The following is a 17,595-nucleotide window of genomic DNA, read 5'->3' on the forward strand; positions in this document are numbered from 1 at the left end:
GGCAATGCGAAATACCCTCGCGTCTGTCCGGGCTGCGGGCGGTGGTCCCGGCGGCCTAGGCTCGGCGAGCAGGTGAATGTCGCGGGGGACGACCCTTCCTGCGCGACTAGAGTGTTCCACCGGGGATGCCCAGACCTGGGCCGGCACGTGGAGGTACGGCCATCGAAAGCCAGAACAACGGCGAGTCGCCCGGCGTGTCGTCGCCCGGGACAGCCGCCGACCACTCCGGTGCCGCCGCCATCCGGTCGGTGCTGCGCATCCGGCCGTTCCGCCGGCTGTGGATCGTGCTCAGTGCCGCCTCCTTCGGTGACTGGCTCGGCCTGCTCGCCACCGCGCTGTTCGCCGCCTCCCAGGTCTCCGGCAGCACCGCCCAGGGCGCCGCGTTCGGTGGCGTGACCGCGATCCGGCTGCTCCCGGCGCTGGTGCTCGGCCCGGTGGCGGGCGTGCTCGCCGACCGGTTCGACCGCCGGTGGACCATGGTCATCTGCGACCTGCTGCGCTTCGTGCTGTTCGCCTCGATCCCGCTGTACGCGCTCACCGGCGCCGCGGGCGGGCTGGTGGTCGGCTGGGCGCTGATCGCCACGTTCCTGATCGAGTCGATCACCCTGCTGTGGATCCCGGCCAAGGAGGCGGCGGTCCCCAACCTCATCCCGCGTACCCGGCTGGAGGCGGCGAACCAGCTCACGCTGATCACCACGTACGGCCTGACGCCGGTCGCGGCGGCCGTCGCCCTGGCCGTGCTGACCCGCGGCCTGCCCGGCGCGTTCGGCGGCGACCTGCCGAACTGGGCCGAACCGGCCCAGCTCGCGCTCTGGTTCAACGCCTTCTCCCGGCTGGCCACCGCGCTCGTGGTGGCGTTCGGGATCAAGGAGATCAGCGAGGCCCAGCGCGGCGAGGCGGAGCGCACCGAGCAGAGCATGTTCCGGCAGTTCTCCGAGGGCTGGAAATACATCGGCCAGACCCCGCTCGTCCGCGGCCTGGTGCTGGGCATCTTCGGCGCGTTCGCCGGCGGCGGGATCGTGGTCGGCACGGGCAAGTTCTTCGCCAACTCGCTCGGCGCCGGTGACGCCGCGTTCTCGCTGCTCTTCGGCGCGATCTTCGTCGGTCTGGCGCTCGGCATCGGGCTCGGGCCGATGATCGTGCGGGACATGTCCCGCCGCCGCTGGTTCGGCATGAGCATCGTGCTCGCCAGCGCCTCGGTGCTGGTGCTCGCCTTCGCCATCCACCTGTCCATGGCCATCCTCGGCGCGATCCTGGTCGGCGCGGGCGCCGGCATGGCGTTCCTGGCCGGCACCACGCTGCTCGGCGGCGAGGTGGCCGACGAGGTGCGCGGCCGGGTGTTCGCGGTGGTGCAGATCGGCACCCGGCTGGTGCTGATCCTGGCCATCGCGCTCAGCAGCCTCCTGGTCGGCGTCGGCGGCTCCCGCCAGCTCACCATCGCCGACCTGGGCATCTCCATCTCCTCCACCCGCTTGCTGCTGCTCGCCGCCGGCGCGGCCGGCATCATCGCCGGCATCAGCGCGTTCGGCCAGATGGACGACAAGAAGGGCGTACCGGTCCTCGCCGACCTGTGGGGCTCGATCCGGGGCCGCCCGTTGATGCCGGCCGAGCCGTTCGTCTCCAGCGGCCTGTTCGTGGTCTTCGAGGGCGGCGAGGGCGCCGGCAAGTCCACCCAGCTCGCCGCGCTCGCCGAGCGGCTGCGCGCGCAGGGCCGCGACGTGGTGGTCACCCGCGAGCCGGGCGCCACGCCGGTCGGCGAGCGGATCCGCTCCCTGGTGCTCGGCACCGCACCCGACGAGGCGCCGTCGCCGCGCGCCGAGGCGCTGCTCTACGCCGCCGACCGGGCGCACCACGTGGCCACTGTCGTCCGTCCGGCGCTGGTGCGCGGCGCGGTGGTGATCAGCGACCGGTACGTCGACTCGTCGCTCGCCTACCAGGGCGCCGGCCGGACGCTGCCGGTGGATGAGGTCTCCTGGCTCTCCTCCTGGGCCACCGGCGGTCTCAAGCCCGACCTGGTGGTGCTGCTCGACGTCGAGCCGCGGACCGGCCTGAGCCGGGTCGAGGACCGCAACGAGGGCACCGACCGGCTGGAGGCCGAGTCGCTGACGTTCCACGAACGGGTCCGGTACGCCTTCCTCGACCTGGCCGCCGGCGACCCGAAGCGCTACCTGGTGCTCGACGCGTCCCGCCCGATCGACGAGACCGCCGACGCGGTCGCCCGCCGGGTGGGTGAGCTGCTGGCCGATCCGGGCGGCATCGTTCATCCCCGTCCGGCGCAGGGCCCGGACACCTCGGTCCAGCCCGAGTTATCCGACGCGGAGCTGGTGACGATGGAGCAACCCCGACGATGACCGACGTCTTCGGCGATCTGGTCGGGCAGGACGAGGCGGTGGCCGTGCTGCGGCGGGCCGCCGCCTCGGCCGCCGCCCTGCTGCGCGCGCCGGTGACGGCACCCGTGGGCGGGCACGACGACCTCGACGCGCTCGCCGAGGAGCACGACGACGACCCGGCTCCGGCGCCGGCCGATCCCGGCGCCGGCATGACCCACGCCTGGATCTTCACCGGCCCGCCCGGATCGGGCCGTTCGGTGGCCGCCCGCGCGTTCGCCGCCGCCCTCGAGTGCGTGCACGGCACCGGGTGCGGGAGCTGTCCCGGCTGCCACACCACGCTCACCGGCACCCACGCGGACGTCCGCCTCGTGGTGCCCGAGGGCCTGTCCATCGGCGTCAACGAGATGCGCGCGCTGGTGCTGCGGGCGGCCAGCGCGCCCTCCGGCGGCCGGTGGCAGATCGTGATCATCGAGGACGCCGACCGGCTCACCGAGGCCGCCGGCAACGCGCTGCTCAAGGCGATCGAGGAGCCGCCGCCGCGTACCGTCTTCCTGCTCTGCGCCCCGTCCACCCACCCGGACGACATCTCCGTGACCATCCGGTCGCGCTGCCGGGTCGTACCGCTGCGGCAGCCGCCGCCGGCCGCGGTGGCCGAGGTGCTGGTCCGCCGCGACGGCATCGCGCCGGACGTGGCCGAGTGGGCCGCCGCGGCGGCGCAGGGGCACGTGGGCCGGGCCCGGCGGCTGGCCCGCGACCCGGAGGCCCGGCAGCGGCGTGACGCGGTGCTCGCCGTGCCGCGCCGGCTGACCGGCGTGGGCGCGGCGTTCGACGCGGCCTCGGCGCTGATCGAGGCCGCCGAGGCGGAGGCCGCCGCCTCCGTCGCGGAGATCGACGAGGCGGAGCGTACGGCGTTGCAGACGGCGCTCGGCGCGGGCGGCACCGGCCGGGGCGCGGCCGGCGCCATGCGCGGTGCGGCCGGTCAGCTCAAGGACCTGGAGAAGCGGCAGAAGTCGCGGGCCACCCGCGCCCAGCGGGACGCGCTCGACCGGGCCCTGGTCGACCTGGCCGGGTTCTACCGGGACGCGATCGTCATGGCGTTGCGGGCGCCGGTCGCCCCGGTGCACACCGACACCGCGTCGCTCGCCGGGGCGGGCGCGCAGAAGTGGGACGCCGAGGGCTCGCTGCGCCGACTGGAGGCGGTGCTGGAGTGCCGCGCGGCGATCGAGGCGAACGTCAAGCCGCGGATCGCTGTGGAGGCGATGATGCTGGCGCTCTGGCGCGGCTGAGCCGGGGCCTCCCCGCATTGTCCACAGGGCATCGACACGCGCAATTGACGTGCGGTACGGTCCGGTGATGCCGCGGTGACCGAGGCGGCACGCTCAGTGAGGGTCGGGCCGACCGGCCGGGAGGAGTCCGCCGATGCCGCGGGGCGAGATCGACGAGGCCTGGATCGAGGAGGCGGTGCGGCGTTACCGCCGGATCGAGAACCTGCAGGCCGAGTTCGACCAGGCGGTCGCGACGGTCGAGGTCACCGTCCGCTCACCCGACGGGCTCGTCGAGGTGGTCGTGACCGCCGGCGGGCGGATCACCGACGTGCGTTTCCTCGGCCCGCTGCACCACCGCAGCCCGCGCGACGTGGCCGGCTCGGTGCAGGCCGCGGTCACCGCCGCCGCCGACGCGGCGCAGTGGGCGCGGGAGAAGCTGCACAACGAGACGTTCGCGGCCTACCGGCCGCTGGCGGGGGCCTGACATGGAGACGCTGCGTGCCCTGGCCGCCCGTCTCGACGAGGCCGGCGCGACCCTCGCCACCCTCTCCCGCACGGTGACCGCCACCGACCCGCCGCACCCCGCGTTCGGCGCGCACGCCACCGGCCGCCCCGGCGAGGTGGGCCGTGCGCTGCACCGCCAGTGGACCCTTGCCACCGCCGACCGGGCGCGCGAGGCGCAGGCCGCCGCCGTCCGGATGGCCGCCGCCGCGGCGGCGCTGCGCAGTGCCGCCGACCGTTACGCCGCAGCCGACGACGCGGTCGCCCGGCGGCTGGCCCGGGAGGCCTGATGGACGCGCTCGACCGCCTCGCCGAGCCGGGCCTCGACCTGCTCGCCCGCGTCGACACGCTGCTGGCCGCCGGCGCGCCCGAGGGGCACCGGCTCTGGCCGCTGCTGCGCCGCATGCAGGTGCTTCCCGGCGCGGCCGTGCGCGAGTTCCTCGACCTGCATCCCGCGCCGCTGACCGGCGCCGGCCACGCCGTGCGCCGGCTAGTCCGGGGGTACGACGACACGTCCGCCCTGCTGGCCGACCAGGTCGCCTGGTCCGGGACTGCCGCGTCGGCGTACGACGAGGCACGTGCCGCCCTGCTGCGGCATTTGGACGAGGGGCCGGACAGCCTGGTCGGGCGGCTGGAGTCGACAGCGGGCTACGCCGACGCGCTGGCCGGCTGGGTGGAGGGCAGCCGGGCCGCGCTGGCTCGCGCGCTCGCCGAGGTGCTGGGCTCGGCCGAGGCGGTCGCGGTGCACGCGGCGACGAGACCCGGCGTCGAGGCCGGACGGGCCGGGTCGTCGGCCGCGGCCGAGATCGCCACGAGGATCCTGGGTGTGCTCGGGGTGGCCTACGACGGGGCCGAGACGCTGTTGCGCCAGTGGGGGCCGAGCCTGGCCGAGACGCCGTGGCGGGACCGCGCCACCACCGCCCCGCGCTACGGCGGCACCACCCGGATCGGCTACTGACGGTCCACGGCGCCGCGCGCCGGACCGGCCGTGGCCGGGCGACGGCGGCGGCGCCGTGGCCTTCCCCTGCACCCCCCGCAGGTATGCCTTCACTCAACGCGCCCGGGCGGTGTTTGTCAGGGGCCCGCCGCAGATTCAGCCGTCCGGGCGAGGTGATGGGGCCGGTTCGGCCGGGACGACGACGATGATCGCTGCGGTGGGTGACCGGGCGGCGACAGGTGCGCCGTGCGGCGGGCGTCGATCCGCGTAGGGTGTGGCGTATGGGCATGCTCTGCGCGGTCAGCTTCAACCGGTACGGGCGCCTCTACTACCTCGACCCGGGCGAGCTGCGTCCGCAGGTGGGCGACCGGGTGCTGGTGCCCACCGACGACGGGCCCGAGGTGGCCGAGTGCGTGTGGGCCGCGCAGTGGGTCAGCGAGGACACCGACGGCTTCCCGAAACTCGTCGCGATCGCCGGCGACGACGACCTGCGCCGCGACGAGATGCTGCGCCGGCGCAAGGCCGAGGCGAAGGTGGCCGCCAAGCGGCTGATCCGCGAACACGGCCTGCCGATGAAGGTGGTCGCCGTCGACCACGTCCTGGCCACTCCGGAGAACGGCAGTGACCGCACCACCATCTACTTCACCGCGCCGCACCGCGTCGACTTCCGCTCGCTGGTCCGCGACCTGGGCGCCACGCTGCACTGCCGGGTGGAGCTGCGGCAGCTGTCGGCCCGAGACTCGGCCCGGGTGCAGGGCGGCATCGGCTCCTGCGGGCGTGACCTGTGCTGCGCCACGTTCCTGACCGACTTCGAGCCGGTGACCATCCGGATGGCGAAGGACCAGGACCTGCCGCTCAACCCGCTGCGCATCTCCGGGGCGTGCGGGCGGCTGATGTGCTGCCTCAAGTACGAGCACCCGCTGTATCAGAAGTTCCAGGAGTCGGCCCCGGCGGTCGGCAGCCGGGTGTCCACGCCGCAGGGCGAGGGCAAGGTGGTCGGCCACAGTGTCCCGCGCGACGCGGTCACGGTCCGGCTGGACGCCGACGGCTCCCGCTCGATGTGCTCCCGCGCGTCGGTGTGCGGCCCGAGGCAGGCCCACGACCAGCACTACCCCCAGCCCTGACCCCTGCGCCTTCCCCGCCCCCGCCCCTTCCCTCTCCGTCGATCATGAAGTTGGCGGTCGAAATGGTGATCGACTTCGCCGCCAACTTCATGATCAACGGGGTGGGGGTGGGTGGGATCAGCGGATGACTATGGGGGGTTCGGCCAGGCGGGGGGTCAGGGGGGTCTTCGGGGTCAGCCACGGGGCCGTCGGGGACTGGTCCTGGTTCAGCTGCCAGTTGTGGGACACCTTGTCGACGGCGATCGGGTAGATCGTCAGCGTGCCGTCCGGGTCGATCCGGAATCGCAGGAACGCCTTGGAGTCCTCGATGCCCTGCCCCGCGAACAGCTCGTTGAGGTTCACCCCGAAAGCGCCCGCCACCAGCAGGTAGAGCGCCACGAGCTGGCTGGCGACCAGACCGCTCACCGGGCCGTAGAGCACCACGGCGGCGACCGCCGGCAGCGGCCACGGCCAGTCGTAGAACGGCAGCTGCAACCAGACCCACGTGCCGCCGGCGGCGAGAGCCACCTGGGCCAGACCGTGCGCCACCCCGAGGATCCAGTGCCGGGCGTGCCGTTTCCCGCCCGCCGTGGGTGGCTTGGCGAAGAACACCGCACCCATCATCGCCACCACCAGCATGATCGCCAGCGGCACGCTGAACAGCCGCTGCTCGATGGTGCCCACCCGCTGCACCGCCACCCCGGCCATCGCCAGCATCAGCAGCGTGTGCAGCGTGCCGAGCAGCGTGGTGAAGCCCGGGTTGCGGAACGGCAGCCGAGGGAAGATCCCCCAGCCGTACCGGCGGGAGCGCGCCTTGTCCGGGTAACGGGCGGCCAGGTCGTACTCCCGGGTGTTGCTGGCCCGCCGGGTCAGCGTGTCGCGCGGCGGGACCTCCAGCTTCTCCGGCAGCCGGTGCGTGGGGTAGAGGTAGGCGCCGCCACCGCCGCACGTGATGAGCTGCCGGTCCGGCCCGGCGTAGCGGGCGTAGTGGTGCAGGTCGCCGGAGACCAGCACCCGCACCTGCGCGCCGGTCGGCGCGACGAGGGTACGGATGAAGTAGTCGATCGAGTCGTACGCGTTGGGGTGGTCGACGGCCTTGACCCACGTCGGCGCCGGCACCGCCAGGATCACCTTGGATTCCGGGGTGAGCTTGCGGGCCACCTCGTCGAAGTAGGTGAGCTGCGGGTCGTCCAGGTACGAGCCGGACTGGTCGTCGAGGCCGAGCAGCCACCAGCCGGCCGGCAGCTCGACCGCGAAGTACGAGCGGGACTGGCCGGTGCCCCAGCCGGCGAAGTGCCGGTCCCGGGTACGCACGAACAGGCGCAGGAACGCGGTCAGCCCGTCGTACCAGTCGTGGTTGCCCGGCACCGCGAACAGCGTCGGCTTCTCCGGCGGGGCGACCGGCAGCGCCGCCTGGTACGGGCCCTTGCACCGGTCCTCGTACGCCTCGTAGCCCGCCGCCGGGTAGACCTGGTCGCCGCCCATCACCAGCGTCTGCGCGCGGGGAAGGCGATGCCCGTCCACTGTCAGCTCCGGCTGGGCGAGCAGGTACGCCACCGAGTACGTGGCGTCGAAGCCGTCACCCAGGTCGGCCACGTAGTCGAGCCAGAGCCCGCCGTCCGGCCCGACCTGCCGGAACGTGCCGTCACTGAAGGCGTTCTGCAACTCGCGCTTGTCCAGGTACGCCCCGAACAGCATGGCCAGCAACGTCCGCAGGCCGGTGCTGATCAGCAGCAGCGGCGCGAGCCAGGGCACCGGCCGGCGCGGGGTGAAACCCAGCTCGCGGGGGTCGATGCTGCGGGGGCGGCGGGTGGCCCGCTCGCCGGGATGCGCCTCGGGAGCCGGTGGTCGCGGCGGTTCGTCGGTCACCCGCCGCAGGGTAGTCCGGAGCGGGCGGGAAGTCTCTCCCGTGGTGGGGCGGATGTGGTCCGATGTCCGGGTCCGTGGACGGGGGGATCCGGTTCGGCTTCCGGCGGGGCGTGCCGTACACTTGGCGATCGTTGCCGCCTTAGCTCAGTCGGCTAGAGCGACGCACTCGTAATGCGTAGGTCGACGGTTCGATTCCGTCAGGCGGCTCAACGAGAGGCCCTGGCCAGCAATCAGAGCTGGCCAGGGCCTCATGTTTGTCGATGTGGTTCGGAATCGCCCCCGAAACCCCCACAACGTTCCAGCCCTCATCGCCATCCCGGCTGCGCCGCTCACACGCCGGAGGAACTCCGGCGACGGCGGCCTCGAAGCCCTCCGCGTGCTGAAACGACGCCTGTCCGACGTCTTTCACCAGGGCCTACGCACCGACTGCCTGCCCGAGCCTTGAGACAGAGGAGCTGTTTACAGTCCTCCTAGATCAGGCCGTTCTCGTATGCCGTGATGACGAGTTGGGCTCGGTCGCGGGCACCGAGTTTGGCCAGGAGGCTACCGATGTGTGTCTTCACGGTCTTGATCGAGATGGTGAGGTTCGTGGCGATCTCGTCGTTCGACAGTCCCTGGCCGACGAGGCCGAGCACTTCGGTTTCGCGTTCGGTGAGAGCGCCGAGTCGCTGCGTTTGACGCGGCGGTCGATGGACGTAGTGCTCGATGAGGCGGGTCAGGATCGTTGGCGCGAACAACGACTCACCGATGTGGGTGCGACGGATAGCATCGAGGAGTTGATCGGGAGCGGTGTCTTTGAGCAGGAAGCCGCTGGCACCAGCGCGTAGTGCATTCTGAACGTACTCATCGAGTTCGAACATGGTCAGCACGAGCACCCGGCAGGTGGAGAGGCCCGGGTCGGCGGTGATGGCCCGGGTCGCCTCGATGCCGTCGCCGCCGGGCATGCGCAGGTCCATCAGGATCACGTCGGGGACGAGCTCGCGAGCAAGGTTGACGGCCTGGCTGCCGGTGGTTGCCTCTCCGACGGTCGTGAGGTCTGATGCCCCGTCGATGATGATCGCAAGGCTGCGACGCAGCAGGGACTGGTCATCGGCGATGAGGACGCGGATCGGTTGCCCTGGGGCGTGCGGACTCATGACGCGATCCGATCCGGGATGAGTGCGGTGAGATGGAACCCGTCGACTGTTGATCGGGTGGAGAGGGTTCCGCCGAGGGCAGTGACGCGTTCGCGTAACCCGGCGATGCCGTGTCCTGCGCCGGGGTGCGGTCTCCACCGAGTAGTCGGCCCGGAGTCGGCGATGTCCACCAGCAGGGCGTCGCCGTCCCGTCGTATCGAGACGTGGGCCCGGGTGGGGCCGGCGTGCCGGATGATGTTGTTCATCGCCTCGCGCACGACCGCGCAGACGGTCAGTTGCACGCCGGGCGAGACGGCCGACAGGTTGCTGACATCGAGGCTGGCGGTGAGCCCGGCCGCATTCGCGGCGTCGATGATCGCCGGGAGGTCGTCCAGTGTGTCGGCCGGATGCAAGGGTGCGCTGTTCGAAGTGCGCAGCACGTTGAGCATGCGACGCAGTTCGGTTGTCGTGTCTCGTCCGACGCGTTCGATGTCGGCCAGCGCGTCAATGCGTTCGGCCTCCGCGTCGGCACCGGTCATTCCGCGGGCGGCGGCGGCACGGACGGTGATCAACCCGAGGCCGTGAGAGACCAGATCGTGCAGGTCGCCAGCGATCCGCAGGCGTTCGGCAGCGGCCGCCCGTTCCGTGGCCCAGGCCGTCAGGTCGTCCTCGTACCGCTTGCGCTGTGCCCGCGTGCGCCGCAGCGCCCAGACCAGGACCGAAACGGTGACCGCGGTGTCCAGGACAATCGCGATCCAGCGCCCTGGCCCCGAGTCGACGCCGAAGCCGACCAACATCAGCACGGCAACGACGAGCACGCTCACCGCGATGATCCAGTCGCGCGAACGCCATCTCGGCCGGTCGGTCTCCACCCCGTCCAATCTAGGAACACCCGTTCCGAGCGGCATCGGTCCCGGGTCCGACAGACCAGGGACCGAGAAGCCGGAAGAAGACCGGCCCGGAGCCCGATGCCCCGCCCACGGGGGGTGGGCTGGCATGGAGGCATGATCTCGTTCGATGGCGTCACCAAGCGGCGTGGGAGCCGCACGGTCCTCACTGACATCACATTCCAGGCACATCCGGGCCGGGTGACCGCGTTCCTTGGACCCAACGGGGCCGGGAAGTCCTCGACCCTGCGCATCCTGCTCGGCCTGGACCACGCGTCCGCGGGTACCGCCCTGATCAACGACCGCCCGTACCGGAGCCTGCGCGCCCCGCTGCACACAGTCGGGGCGATGCTCGACGGCTCCGGTGCGCACCGTTCCCGCACCGCGCGGAACCATCTGGCGTGGATCGCCCGCAGCAACGGAATCGGTCGGCGCCGGACGGACGAGGTGCTCGAGCAGGTCGGACTCACGACGGCGGGCCGCACACGGGTCGGCCGGTTCTCGCTCGGGATGGGGCAACGTCTCGGTCTTGCCGCCGCGTTGTTGGGCGAGCCGGAGGCACTGGTGCTGGACGAGCCGGTGAACGGCCTCGATCCCGAGGGCATCCGCTGGATACGCGGTTTGCTTCGCTCTCATGCGGACAACGGGGGAACCGTCCTGCTGTCCAGCCATCTGATGGGTGAGGTCTCGGAAATTGCCGATGACATCGCCGTCATCGTCGGCGGCCGCATCGTCGCCTACGGCCCGATCGCTGACGTGACCGCCGGCCACGCCTCGCTGGAAGACACGTTCTTCGCCCTCACCGGAACCGATCGAGACGGGGATGCCCGATGACGCTGCTTCGCGCGATCGACGGCGAACTCCGGAAGACCCTGGCCCTGCCCGCCGCACTGGTGGCGCTCGGAGTCGCGCTGTTCGGCACGATCGCCGCCGTCTCACTGATCGTCGCGTCGAGCAGCGCGCAACCCGGCCACACCGCTCACGCCACCCCGGCCGGCGTTGTCTTCGACGCGGTCCCGCTCGGGACCGTCGGAGCGGTCATCCTCGGCGTCATCGTGATCAGTAGCGAGTACACGGCCAACAGTCCCGACGTCGGCGGCGGCAGGCAGATCGGCGCCACGCTCGTCGCGATCCCACATCGACTCATCCTCTTGCTGTCCAAGGTCGCCGTCGTCGTCGTCCTGATCGTCGCCACTACTGCCGTTGCCGTCGCTGCCTCTCTCGCCCTGGCGCACGTGGTCCTCGGCACCACGGAAGGCCAGGATGACCCGGGCGACACAATCGCCCGCGCGGCCGGCGTCGCCCTGTACTGGACGCTGATGTCGCTCATCGCCATGGCAGTGACGGTGTTCACCCGGACCGGGATCGTCCCGCTCATCTGGTTCATCGCCAACAGTTCGCTCATCTCGGTCTCGCTGCTGCTCTCCAAGGCGACTTCGCTGGCTCGCTACCTGCCCGATCTGGCAGGCATGCGACTGTTCGCGGCTCCGTCTTCCCTGGCCGTTCACGACCCGCTCGAACCCTTCGCAGGCGGCCTCGTGATGGCCGCCTGGGCGATCGTGCTCCTCGCCGCCTCGACACTCGTCTTCACCCGCCGCGACGCATGAGGCACGCCATGATCAACACCATCACTGCCGAGCTGATCAAGCTCCGCAGCCTCCCCGTCGTCCTCGCGACAATCGGCGGGACAGTGGCCGCGGCGGTGGCCCTGACTGCTGCCGTTGCAGCCTCCGAGACCACGACGAGCCCCGCACAAGTCGTCATTCGGAGCATCACGTTCGTGCAGGTAGGCCTCATCCTCCTCGGCGCGCTCGTCATCGGCACCGACTACACCGGCAGCAACATGCGCACGGCGCTGACAGCCACGCCGAACCGGGGAACATTCCTCGCCGGGAAGTGCGTCGCCTATCTGCTCGCCGCTGTGACCACGAGCGCCGCGACGGTTTTCGCCGGCCTGCTCACCGCCACGCTCACCCTCGCCGTTCGCGACCGCCCGACCGAGATGGGCGCCGACACGTGGCCGATGATCGGCGCCGGCGTGTACCTCGTTCTGATCGGAATCCTCGGCCTCGCCCTGGCCCTCCTGCTCCGCTCCCTGGTCCCACCGCTGGTCGCGATGCTCAGCCTCGTGCTCATCGTCTCGCCCCTGCTCAGCACCCTGACCAGCTACGCCCAGTACCTACCCGACCAGGCCGGCAGCCTCCTCTACCACCCGCAGACCACTGCCGAGCTGACGTCCGGCACCGGCGTGCTCGTTCTCCTCACATGGGTCGCGGCGATCGGAACAGGAGCAGTCATGGAGTTCCGCAATCGAGACGCGTGACAGCTCGTGAGTGCTCGGGCAGGGCGATCAGCTCGGGGCCCGGTAGCCACCTCACCGCGGCTCGGGAGGAGCGGGCGGCGCAGCTTTCCGCTCCGGCCGGCGGCGGGCCTTGCGGTACGCCCGGGGCGAGAGTCCGGTGACCCGCTTGAACGCCACGCTCAGCGCGCTCTCCGAGCCGTACCCGACGGCGCGGGCGATGGTGGCGATCGTGTCCTCGGAGCGGCGGAGCCGGTCGGCGGCCAGCTCGATCCGCCATCCGGTGAGGTATTCCAGTGGGCCGTAGCCGACCACCTGCTTGAACCGGGCGGCCAGGGTCGAGCGGGACACCGCGGCGCATCGGGCGATGGCCGCGACGGTCCACGGACGTTCCGGGTGGGCGTGCATCGCGCGCAGGGCCGGGGCGACCGCCGGGTCGGTCAGGCCCGCCAGCCAGCCCGACGGGGTTCCGTGGTCGAGGTGCAGACGCAGGATCCGGATCAGCATGACCAGCGCGAGATGGTCGGCGACCAGCCGCCCGCCCGGGCGACCCTGCCGGAGTTCGGCGTCGATCTCCCCGACCGCCCACCGGACGGTTTCCGCCTCCGGTGTCGCCGCGGGCACGTGGATGACCGGCGGAAGGCTGTCCAGCAGCAAGTCACGGGAGCGGTCGGTGAAGGAGAAGGCGCCGCCGACGAGGAGGACATCGTCGCCGGAGCCGGTCCGGGCCACCCCGTCGGACGCCGCTTGGAAGATCGGTCCGGCAGGTGCGGCCGGCACGTCGAGGTCGCTGGCCAGGGTGTAGTTCACCGGCCGGGTCAGGAGGAAGCAGTCGCCCGCGTCGAGGGGCACCGGCTCCGGCGCGGAGTCCACCCGCAGCAGGCAGCGTCCGCGCCGTACGGCGTTGAACTTCACCCCGGTCGGCGGGTCGAAGCGCACCGCCCAGCGCCCGCCGGCGGTCAGGGCGGCCGAGACGTGGCTCGTCGCGCCGAGCAGGGCGAGCACGTCGTCCAGCGGATCCACCCCATCACCTTCCTTGGACGCACGCTGAAGAGTGGTGGACTCCAGAGTACGGACAGTCCAACGCTCGTGCTCCTAGCGTGGATGTCATGACAGAGACCAACCGACTGAGCACCCCGTTCACGGCTCGCACCACGGCGGCCGAGATCCTCGACGGCGTCGACCTCACCGGACGCCGCATGATCGTCACGGGCGGGGCCTCCGGTATCGGCACCGAGACCGTCCGGGCGCTCGCCGGCGCCGGGGCGGAGGTCACGGTCGCCACCCGCGATCCGGCCCGGGCGGAGCCGCTGGTGGCGGAGTTCGCCGGCCGAGTTCACGCCGCCGCGCTCGACCTGGCGGACCTCTCCTCGGTGGACGCGTTCCTCGCCGGCTGGGACGGTCCGCTGCACGCGTTGGTGGCGAACGCCGGGGTGATGGCGATCCCCACCCGGCAGCTCACCGCCGAGGGCTGGGAACTCCAGTTGGCGACCAACTACCTGGGCCACTTCGCGCTCGCCCGGGGCCTGCACCCGCACCTGCGGGCGGCCGGGTCGGCGCGGGTGGTGTCGGTCAGCTCCGGGGCGCACCTGCGGGAGGCATTCGACTTCGACGACCCGCAGTTCGAGCGGCAGCCGTACGACCGCTGGGCGGCATACGGCCGGTCGAAGACCGCCGCGGTCCTGCTCGTGGTGGGTATCGCGCGACGGTGGAGCGGTGACGGGATCACCGCCAACGCGCTGAACCCGGGCTTCATCACCACCAACCTCCAGCGGCACATGGATGACGAGACACTGCGCGCCTTCGGGGCGATGGACGAGGCGGGCAACCGCATCGAGCAGCCCAATTACAAGACGCTCGCCCAGGGAGCGGCGACCTCGGTGCTGCTCGCCGCGTCGCCGCTGGTCGAGGGCGTCACCGGCCGCTACTTCGACGACAACCAGGAAGTCGACGTGGTCGCCGGCGGCCCGGAGGCGACCGGCGGGGTGGCCGCCCACGCCGTCGACCCGGCCGCCGCCGACCGACTCTGGGAGCGGGCGGAGGCGGTGCTCGCGGGCCGCCGGTGACCGGTCACCGCCACCGGTGCGGCACGACGACACCAGGGTACGGCGGGTCGACGTGCTCGCCGACGACGCCGGTGGCGGCGCGACCGCTACCGGCGCCCGGCGCGCTGCCGGGCGGCCTCGTACAGCGCCACCGTCCCGGCCGCCGCCGCGTTCAGTGAACTCGCCGCCCCTGCGATCGGGATGCGCACCATCCGGTCACTGGCCTCCTGCCAGCCCTTGCTGAGCCCGTGCGTCTCGTTGCCGACGAGCAGGAGAGTGGGGCCGGTCAGGTCGTGCTCGGCGACGTCCACGTCCCCGTGCTCGTCCGTACCGATGATCTGGACCTGCGGAAGTCCGTCCGCGCGCACCGCGGCGACCCAGTCGAGGACGTCGCGGTGGCCGGCGACGCGCACCACGGGTACGGCGAACAGCGACCCGGTGGTGGCCCGGACCGCCTTCGGGTCGTACGGGTCGGCGGCGTGGCCCGTGATGATCACGCCGGAGGCGCCGAAGGCGTCAGCGGAGCGGATCAGCGTGCCGATGTTGCCCGGGGTCTTGGGGCGGTCGAAGACCACCACGAGCATCGCCGGCCCGGCCGGGATGCGGGCCAGGTCGTCGGCGGGCTGCGCCACGACGGCCAGCAGTTCGGGTGACTCCTCCTCCTTGCCGCTCAGTTCCCGCATCAGCTCCGGCGCGAGCGCGACCCGCCTGGCGTCGGCGCGGTCGAGCAGGTCGCGGCACCAGCGGGACAGCGGCTGCCGGTCCGGGTGGAGGAGGGCGCGGATCTCCCAGCCCTGCTCCAGGGCCACCGTGATCGGGCGTACCCCCTGGACCAGGAACTCCCCGGAACGTTGCCGCTTGGTGCGGTTGGTCAGCAGCGCCTGCCACTGCTGGAAACTCGCGTTGCGGGTGGTGATCGTCAGGGTCTTCGCCACGCAGCCGATTCAACCGCATCGGGGTTCGAGGCCACGCGCCGGTGAGGTACCGACGCGGCGTGATTGTCCAGCCGAGCGACCAGCCGCTATCGTTCCCTCGCCCCCAGCCGCAGAGTTTGAGGATCGCGATGACTTCCCCGCCGTTGACGAGAGTTGCCGATCGGGAAGGTTCACCGGTCGCGGAGCCGGCCGGGACGGCGAACGGACGTGAGCCGGGCAAGGAGGCGACGCCGAGCCGGTTCCGGGCCGACGTCGCCGGGCTCCGGGCCGTCGCCGTGGGGCTGGTGCTGCTCTACCACGCCGGACTGCCGTTCATCCCCGGTGGCTTCGTCGGCGTCGACGTCTTCTTCGTGATCTCCGGCTTCCTCATCACCGGGCAGCTCATCTCCGAGATCGAGCGCAGCGGGCGGGTCTCGCTGGTCGGCTTCTACGCGCGCCGGGCCAAGCGCATCCTGCCCGCGGCCACCGTGGTGCTGGCCGCCACCGCCGTCGCGGTCCGGCTGTTCGTACCCCGGGGTGAGTGGCAGGTCGTCGGCGGTGACATCGCCGCCGCGGCGACGTACGTCGTGAACTGGCGGTTCGCCGACCGCGCGGTCGACTACCTGGCCGAGGACGTGGCGCCGTCCCCGGTCCAGCACTTCTGGTCACTCGCCGTGGAGGAGCAGTTCTACCTGCTCTGGCCGCTGCTGATCGTGCTGGCCATCCTCGCCGCGCGCAAGCTCCGGCGGGCGAACGTACGGCCGGTGCTGTGGGCGGGTCTCGCGGTGCTGGCGGTGCCGTCGTTCGTCTGGTCGATCGTCGAGACGGCGAACTCGCCGCAGCGGGCGTTCTTCGTCTCCACGACGCGGCTGTGGGAACTCGGGGTCGGCGCGGCGATCGCGCTGCTGGCGGTCCGCGCCGCCCGGATGCCCCGGTCCGTGGCGGTCGTCCTCGGGTGGCTCGGCCTCGCCGCCATCGTCGCGGCGGCGCTGCTGGTCAGCGGGAAGACGGCATGGCCGGGGTACGCGGCGGCGCTGCCCACGCTCGGCGCGGCGGCGGTGATCGCGGCCGGCGCGGCGGCCGGCCCCCGGGGGCCGGTGATGGTGCTCGGCACGCGTCCGTTCCAGTGGATCGGTGACCTGTCGTACTCGCTGTACCTATGGCACTGGCCGATGCTCGTGGTGGCCGCCGCGCACTTCGGTGACCTGTCGCTGACCGAGGGCCTGCTGGTGGCGCTGGCCTCGGTGATTCCGGCCTGGATCACGTTCCGGCTGGTGGAGAACCCGCTGCGCTACTCGCGGAAGATCTCCACGTCGCCGCGCCTGGCGTTGAGCCTGGGCGGCAACTTCACGCTCGCCGGCATCTGCGCCGGGATGGTCCTGGTGCTGATGGGCGCGTGGGCCGCCGCCGCGACCACCACCAAGGGCCGGTACGCCCCGGGCGCCGCGCTGCTGTCGACGGCGCCCGGCACCGCGCCGATCGGTCCGGTCCCGGAGCGGTTCGACGTGATCACCCCGGATCCGCTGCAGATCCGGCAGGGCTTCATGGACGTGCCGGACACGAACCGGGACAAGTGCTTCCAGCAGGTGGACGGTGCCGAGGTGCTGTCCTGCACGTACGGCAACCCGAACGCGTCCACCACCGTCGCGCTCGTCGGCGACTCGAAGATGGACCAGTGGCTGCCCGCGTTCCAGGTGCTGGCCGAGCAGAACGACTGGAAGATCCTGATCGCCGCGAAGGCGTCGTGCCCGTTCACCAGCGCGCCCGCGGTCCGGGCGGACGACCCGAGCAAGCTCTACACCGACTGCATCGACTGGAACCGGTCGCTGATGCGCAAGCTGGTCGAGGAGCGGCCCGACTACCTGGTCACCTCGCAGGGCGCGGCGCGTGCCTTCGACAGCGCGGCCGAGGAACCGACGGTCGAGGCGATGGTCGCCGGGGTCCGGTCCGCGTGGAAGAAGCTCGACGCCGTGGGCACGAAGGTCGTCGTGCTCGCCAACAACCCCGGCCCCGGACCGGCGGTGACCTGCGCCGACAAGAACCGCAAGCGTCTGTCCCGGTGCGCGTTCGACAGGGAGCGGCACGACCAGGACCCGGCCTACCGGATGCAGCGGCAGGCGGTGTCCGGCGCGCCGAAGGTCAAGATGATCGACCTGTTCGACGCCGTCTGCCCGACCGACAGGTGCCCGGTGGTGTTCGGCAACGTGCTCATCTACCGGGGTGGCTCGCACATCGGCGCGGCGTACGTGAAGACGACCGCACCGCACCTCGCCCGCGCCCTGTCCGACGTGGGCGTACCGGCGCGCTTCACCCCGGCCGGGTAGCGCGCC

At 72.1% G+C, this 17,595-nt stretch carries 16 protein-coding genes and 1 tRNA gene; 12 read left to right on the top strand and 5 right to left on the bottom strand.

Annotated features, from left to right (window positions below; genetic code table 11):
• Nucleotides 1-125 precede the first annotated feature (125 nt).
• The 6 genes from tmk (at nt 126) to V6U82_RS21615 (ending at nt 6,157) form a co-directional block, all read left to right on the top strand.
• A complete protein-coding gene (gene tmk, locus V6U82_RS21590; protein WP_334463968.1) occupies nt 126-2,351 on the top strand; it encodes a dTMP kinase in 2,226 nt (741 codons plus the stop codon).
• Nucleotides 2,348-3,616 (top strand): DNA polymerase III subunit delta', encoded by a 1,269-nt coding sequence (locus tag V6U82_RS21595; protein WP_334463971.1) that lies wholly within the window; start codon nt 2,348-2,350, stop codon nt 3,614-3,616. The genes tmk and V6U82_RS21595 overlap by 4 nt, the downstream gene beginning before the upstream one ends.
• A 133-nt stretch (nt 3,617-3,749) precedes the next feature.
• Nucleotides 3,750-4,079, top strand: a complete 330-nt coding sequence (locus tag V6U82_RS21600) for a YbaB/EbfC family nucleoid-associated protein (protein WP_013473591.1) — start codon at nt 3,750-3,752, stop codon at nt 4,077-4,079.
• A 1-nt stretch (nt 4,080) separates the two neighbouring features.
• Nucleotides 4,081-4,386 carry a hypothetical protein gene (locus tag V6U82_RS21605; RefSeq protein WP_120572036.1) on the top strand — a complete coding sequence of 102 codons (306 nt, stop codon included), beginning with the start codon at nt 4,081-4,083 and terminating at the stop codon, nt 4,384-4,386.
• Nucleotides 4,386-5,054 (top strand): hypothetical protein, encoded by a 669-nt coding sequence (locus tag V6U82_RS21610; protein WP_334463974.1) that lies wholly within the window; start codon nt 4,386-4,388, stop codon nt 5,052-5,054. The genes V6U82_RS21605 and V6U82_RS21610 overlap by 1 nt, the downstream gene beginning before the upstream one ends.
• 260 nt (nt 5,055-5,314) lie before the next feature.
• Nucleotides 5,315-6,157: a PSP1 domain-containing protein gene (locus V6U82_RS21615; RefSeq protein ID WP_128139275.1), complete on the top strand. Its 843-nt coding sequence runs from the start codon at nt 5,315-5,317 to the stop codon at nt 6,155-6,157.
• A 117-nt stretch (nt 6,158-6,274) separates the two neighbouring features.
• Here V6U82_RS21615 and V6U82_RS21620 read toward each other — a convergent pair whose 3' ends face one another.
• On the bottom strand, nt 6,275-8,005 hold the full coding sequence (locus V6U82_RS21620) for a metallophosphoesterase family protein (RefSeq protein WP_128137509.1): 1,731 nt from the start codon (nt 8,003-8,005) through the stop codon (nt 6,275-6,277).
• Between the two features lie 133 nt (nt 8,006-8,138).
• On the opposite strand from V6U82_RS21620, the gene V6U82_RS21625 reads away from it, so the two are divergent.
• Nucleotides 8,139-8,212 (top strand) — tRNA-Thr (locus tag V6U82_RS21625).
• A gap of 263 nt (nt 8,213-8,475) precedes the next feature.
• On the opposite strand, the gene V6U82_RS21630 is transcribed toward V6U82_RS21625, so the two are convergent.
• Both V6U82_RS21630 and V6U82_RS21635 read right to left on the bottom strand, forming a co-directional pair.
• Entirely contained in the window at nt 8,476-9,141 is a 666-nt protein-coding gene (locus tag V6U82_RS21630; RefSeq protein WP_128137510.1) for a response regulator, read from the bottom strand.
• Nucleotides 9,138-9,992, bottom strand: a complete 855-nt coding sequence (locus V6U82_RS21635; RefSeq protein ID WP_334463976.1) for a sensor histidine kinase — start codon at nt 9,990-9,992, stop codon at nt 9,138-9,140. The genes V6U82_RS21630 and V6U82_RS21635 overlap by 4 nt, the downstream gene beginning before the upstream one ends.
• A gap of 132 nt (nt 9,993-10,124) precedes the next feature.
• On the opposite strand from V6U82_RS21635, the gene V6U82_RS21640 reads away from it, so the two are divergent.
• From V6U82_RS21640 to V6U82_RS21650, 3 genes are read left to right on the top strand one after another with little or no spacing between them, the layout of a single operon-like run.
• Nucleotides 10,125-10,841, top strand: coding sequence for an ABC transporter ATP-binding protein (locus tag V6U82_RS21640; RefSeq protein WP_334463978.1), 717 nt, complete (start codon nt 10,125-10,127; stop codon nt 10,839-10,841).
• Nucleotides 10,838-11,614: a hypothetical protein gene (locus V6U82_RS21645; RefSeq protein ID WP_334463980.1), complete on the top strand. Its 777-nt coding sequence runs from the start codon at nt 10,838-10,840 to the stop codon at nt 11,612-11,614. Before V6U82_RS21640 ends, V6U82_RS21645 begins: the two co-directional genes overlap by 4 nt.
• An 8-nt stretch (nt 11,615-11,622) precedes the next feature.
• A complete protein-coding gene (locus V6U82_RS21650; protein WP_334463982.1) occupies nt 11,623-12,330 on the top strand; it encodes a hypothetical protein in 708 nt (235 codons plus the stop codon).
• Between the two features lie 51 nt (nt 12,331-12,381).
• Here the strand turns inward: V6U82_RS21650 and V6U82_RS21655 are convergent, their stop codons facing one another.
• Nucleotides 12,382-13,329: an AraC family transcriptional regulator gene (locus V6U82_RS21655; RefSeq protein ID WP_334463984.1), complete on the bottom strand. Its 948-nt coding sequence runs from the start codon at nt 13,327-13,329 to the stop codon at nt 12,382-12,384.
• Between the two features lie 86 nt (nt 13,330-13,415).
• Between V6U82_RS21655 and V6U82_RS21660 the strand changes: the two genes are divergently transcribed.
• Complete coding sequence (locus V6U82_RS21660) at nt 13,416-14,372, top strand: SDR family NAD(P)-dependent oxidoreductase (protein WP_334463985.1); 957 nt, start codon at nt 13,416-13,418, stop codon at nt 14,370-14,372.
• 86 nt (nt 14,373-14,458) lie between these two features.
• On the opposite strand, the gene V6U82_RS21665 is transcribed toward V6U82_RS21660, so the two are convergent.
• A complete protein-coding gene (locus V6U82_RS21665) occupies nt 14,459-15,286 on the bottom strand; it encodes a TrmH family RNA methyltransferase (RefSeq protein ID WP_334463987.1) in 828 nt (275 codons plus the stop codon).
• 128 nt (nt 15,287-15,414) lie between these two features.
• Here V6U82_RS21665 and V6U82_RS21670 point away from each other — a divergent pair, with 128 nt between their 5' ends.
• Nucleotides 15,415-17,589, top strand: coding sequence for an acyltransferase family protein (locus V6U82_RS21670; protein ID WP_334463989.1), 2,175 nt, complete (start codon nt 15,415-15,417; stop codon nt 17,587-17,589).
• Nucleotides 17,590-17,595: the final 6 nt, after the last annotated feature.

Origin of the sequence: Micromonospora sp. CPCC 205554, assembly GCF_036902745.1 — a bacterium.
Classification (GTDB): Bacteria; Actinomycetota; Actinomycetes; order Mycobacteriales; family Micromonosporaceae; genus Micromonospora; species Micromonospora tulbaghiae.

What these genes read in the sequence shown, in the direction of transcription:
- V6U82_RS21630 (WP_128137510.1), bottom strand. Translation starts at nt 9,141, where the DNA reads ATGAGTCCGCACGCCCCAGGGCAACCGATCCGCGTCCTCATCGCCGAT.
- V6U82_RS21645 (WP_334463980.1), top strand. Translation starts at nt 10,838, where the DNA reads ATGACGCTGCTTCGCGCGATCGACGGCGAACTCCGGAAGACCCTGGCC.
- V6U82_RS21600 (WP_013473591.1), top strand. Translation starts at nt 3,750, where the DNA reads ATGCCGCGGGGCGAGATCGACGAGGCCTGGATCGAGGAGGCGGTGCGG.
- V6U82_RS21650 (WP_334463982.1), top strand. Translation starts at nt 11,623, where the DNA reads ATGATCAACACCATCACTGCCGAGCTGATCAAGCTCCGCAGCCTCCCC.
- tmk (WP_334463968.1), top strand. Translation starts at nt 126, where the DNA reads ATGCCCAGACCTGGGCCGGCACGTGGAGGTACGGCCATCGAAAGCCAG.
- V6U82_RS21595 (WP_334463971.1), top strand. Translation starts at nt 2,348, where the DNA reads ATGACCGACGTCTTCGGCGATCTGGTCGGGCAGGACGAGGCGGTGGCC.
- V6U82_RS21670 (WP_334463989.1), top strand. Translation starts at nt 15,415, where the DNA reads ATGACTTCCCCGCCGTTGACGAGAGTTGCCGATCGGGAAGGTTCACCG.
- V6U82_RS21640 (WP_334463978.1), top strand. Translation starts at nt 10,125, where the DNA reads ATGATCTCGTTCGATGGCGTCACCAAGCGGCGTGGGAGCCGCACGGTC.
- V6U82_RS21605 (WP_120572036.1), top strand. Translation starts at nt 4,081, where the DNA reads ATGGAGACGCTGCGTGCCCTGGCCGCCCGTCTCGACGAGGCCGGCGCG.
- V6U82_RS21615 (WP_128139275.1), top strand. Translation starts at nt 5,315, where the DNA reads ATGGGCATGCTCTGCGCGGTCAGCTTCAACCGGTACGGGCGCCTCTAC.
- V6U82_RS21610 (WP_334463974.1), top strand. Translation starts at nt 4,386, where the DNA reads ATGGACGCGCTCGACCGCCTCGCCGAGCCGGGCCTCGACCTGCTCGCC.
- V6U82_RS21660 (WP_334463985.1), top strand. Translation starts at nt 13,416, where the DNA reads ATGACAGAGACCAACCGACTGAGCACCCCGTTCACGGCTCGCACCACG.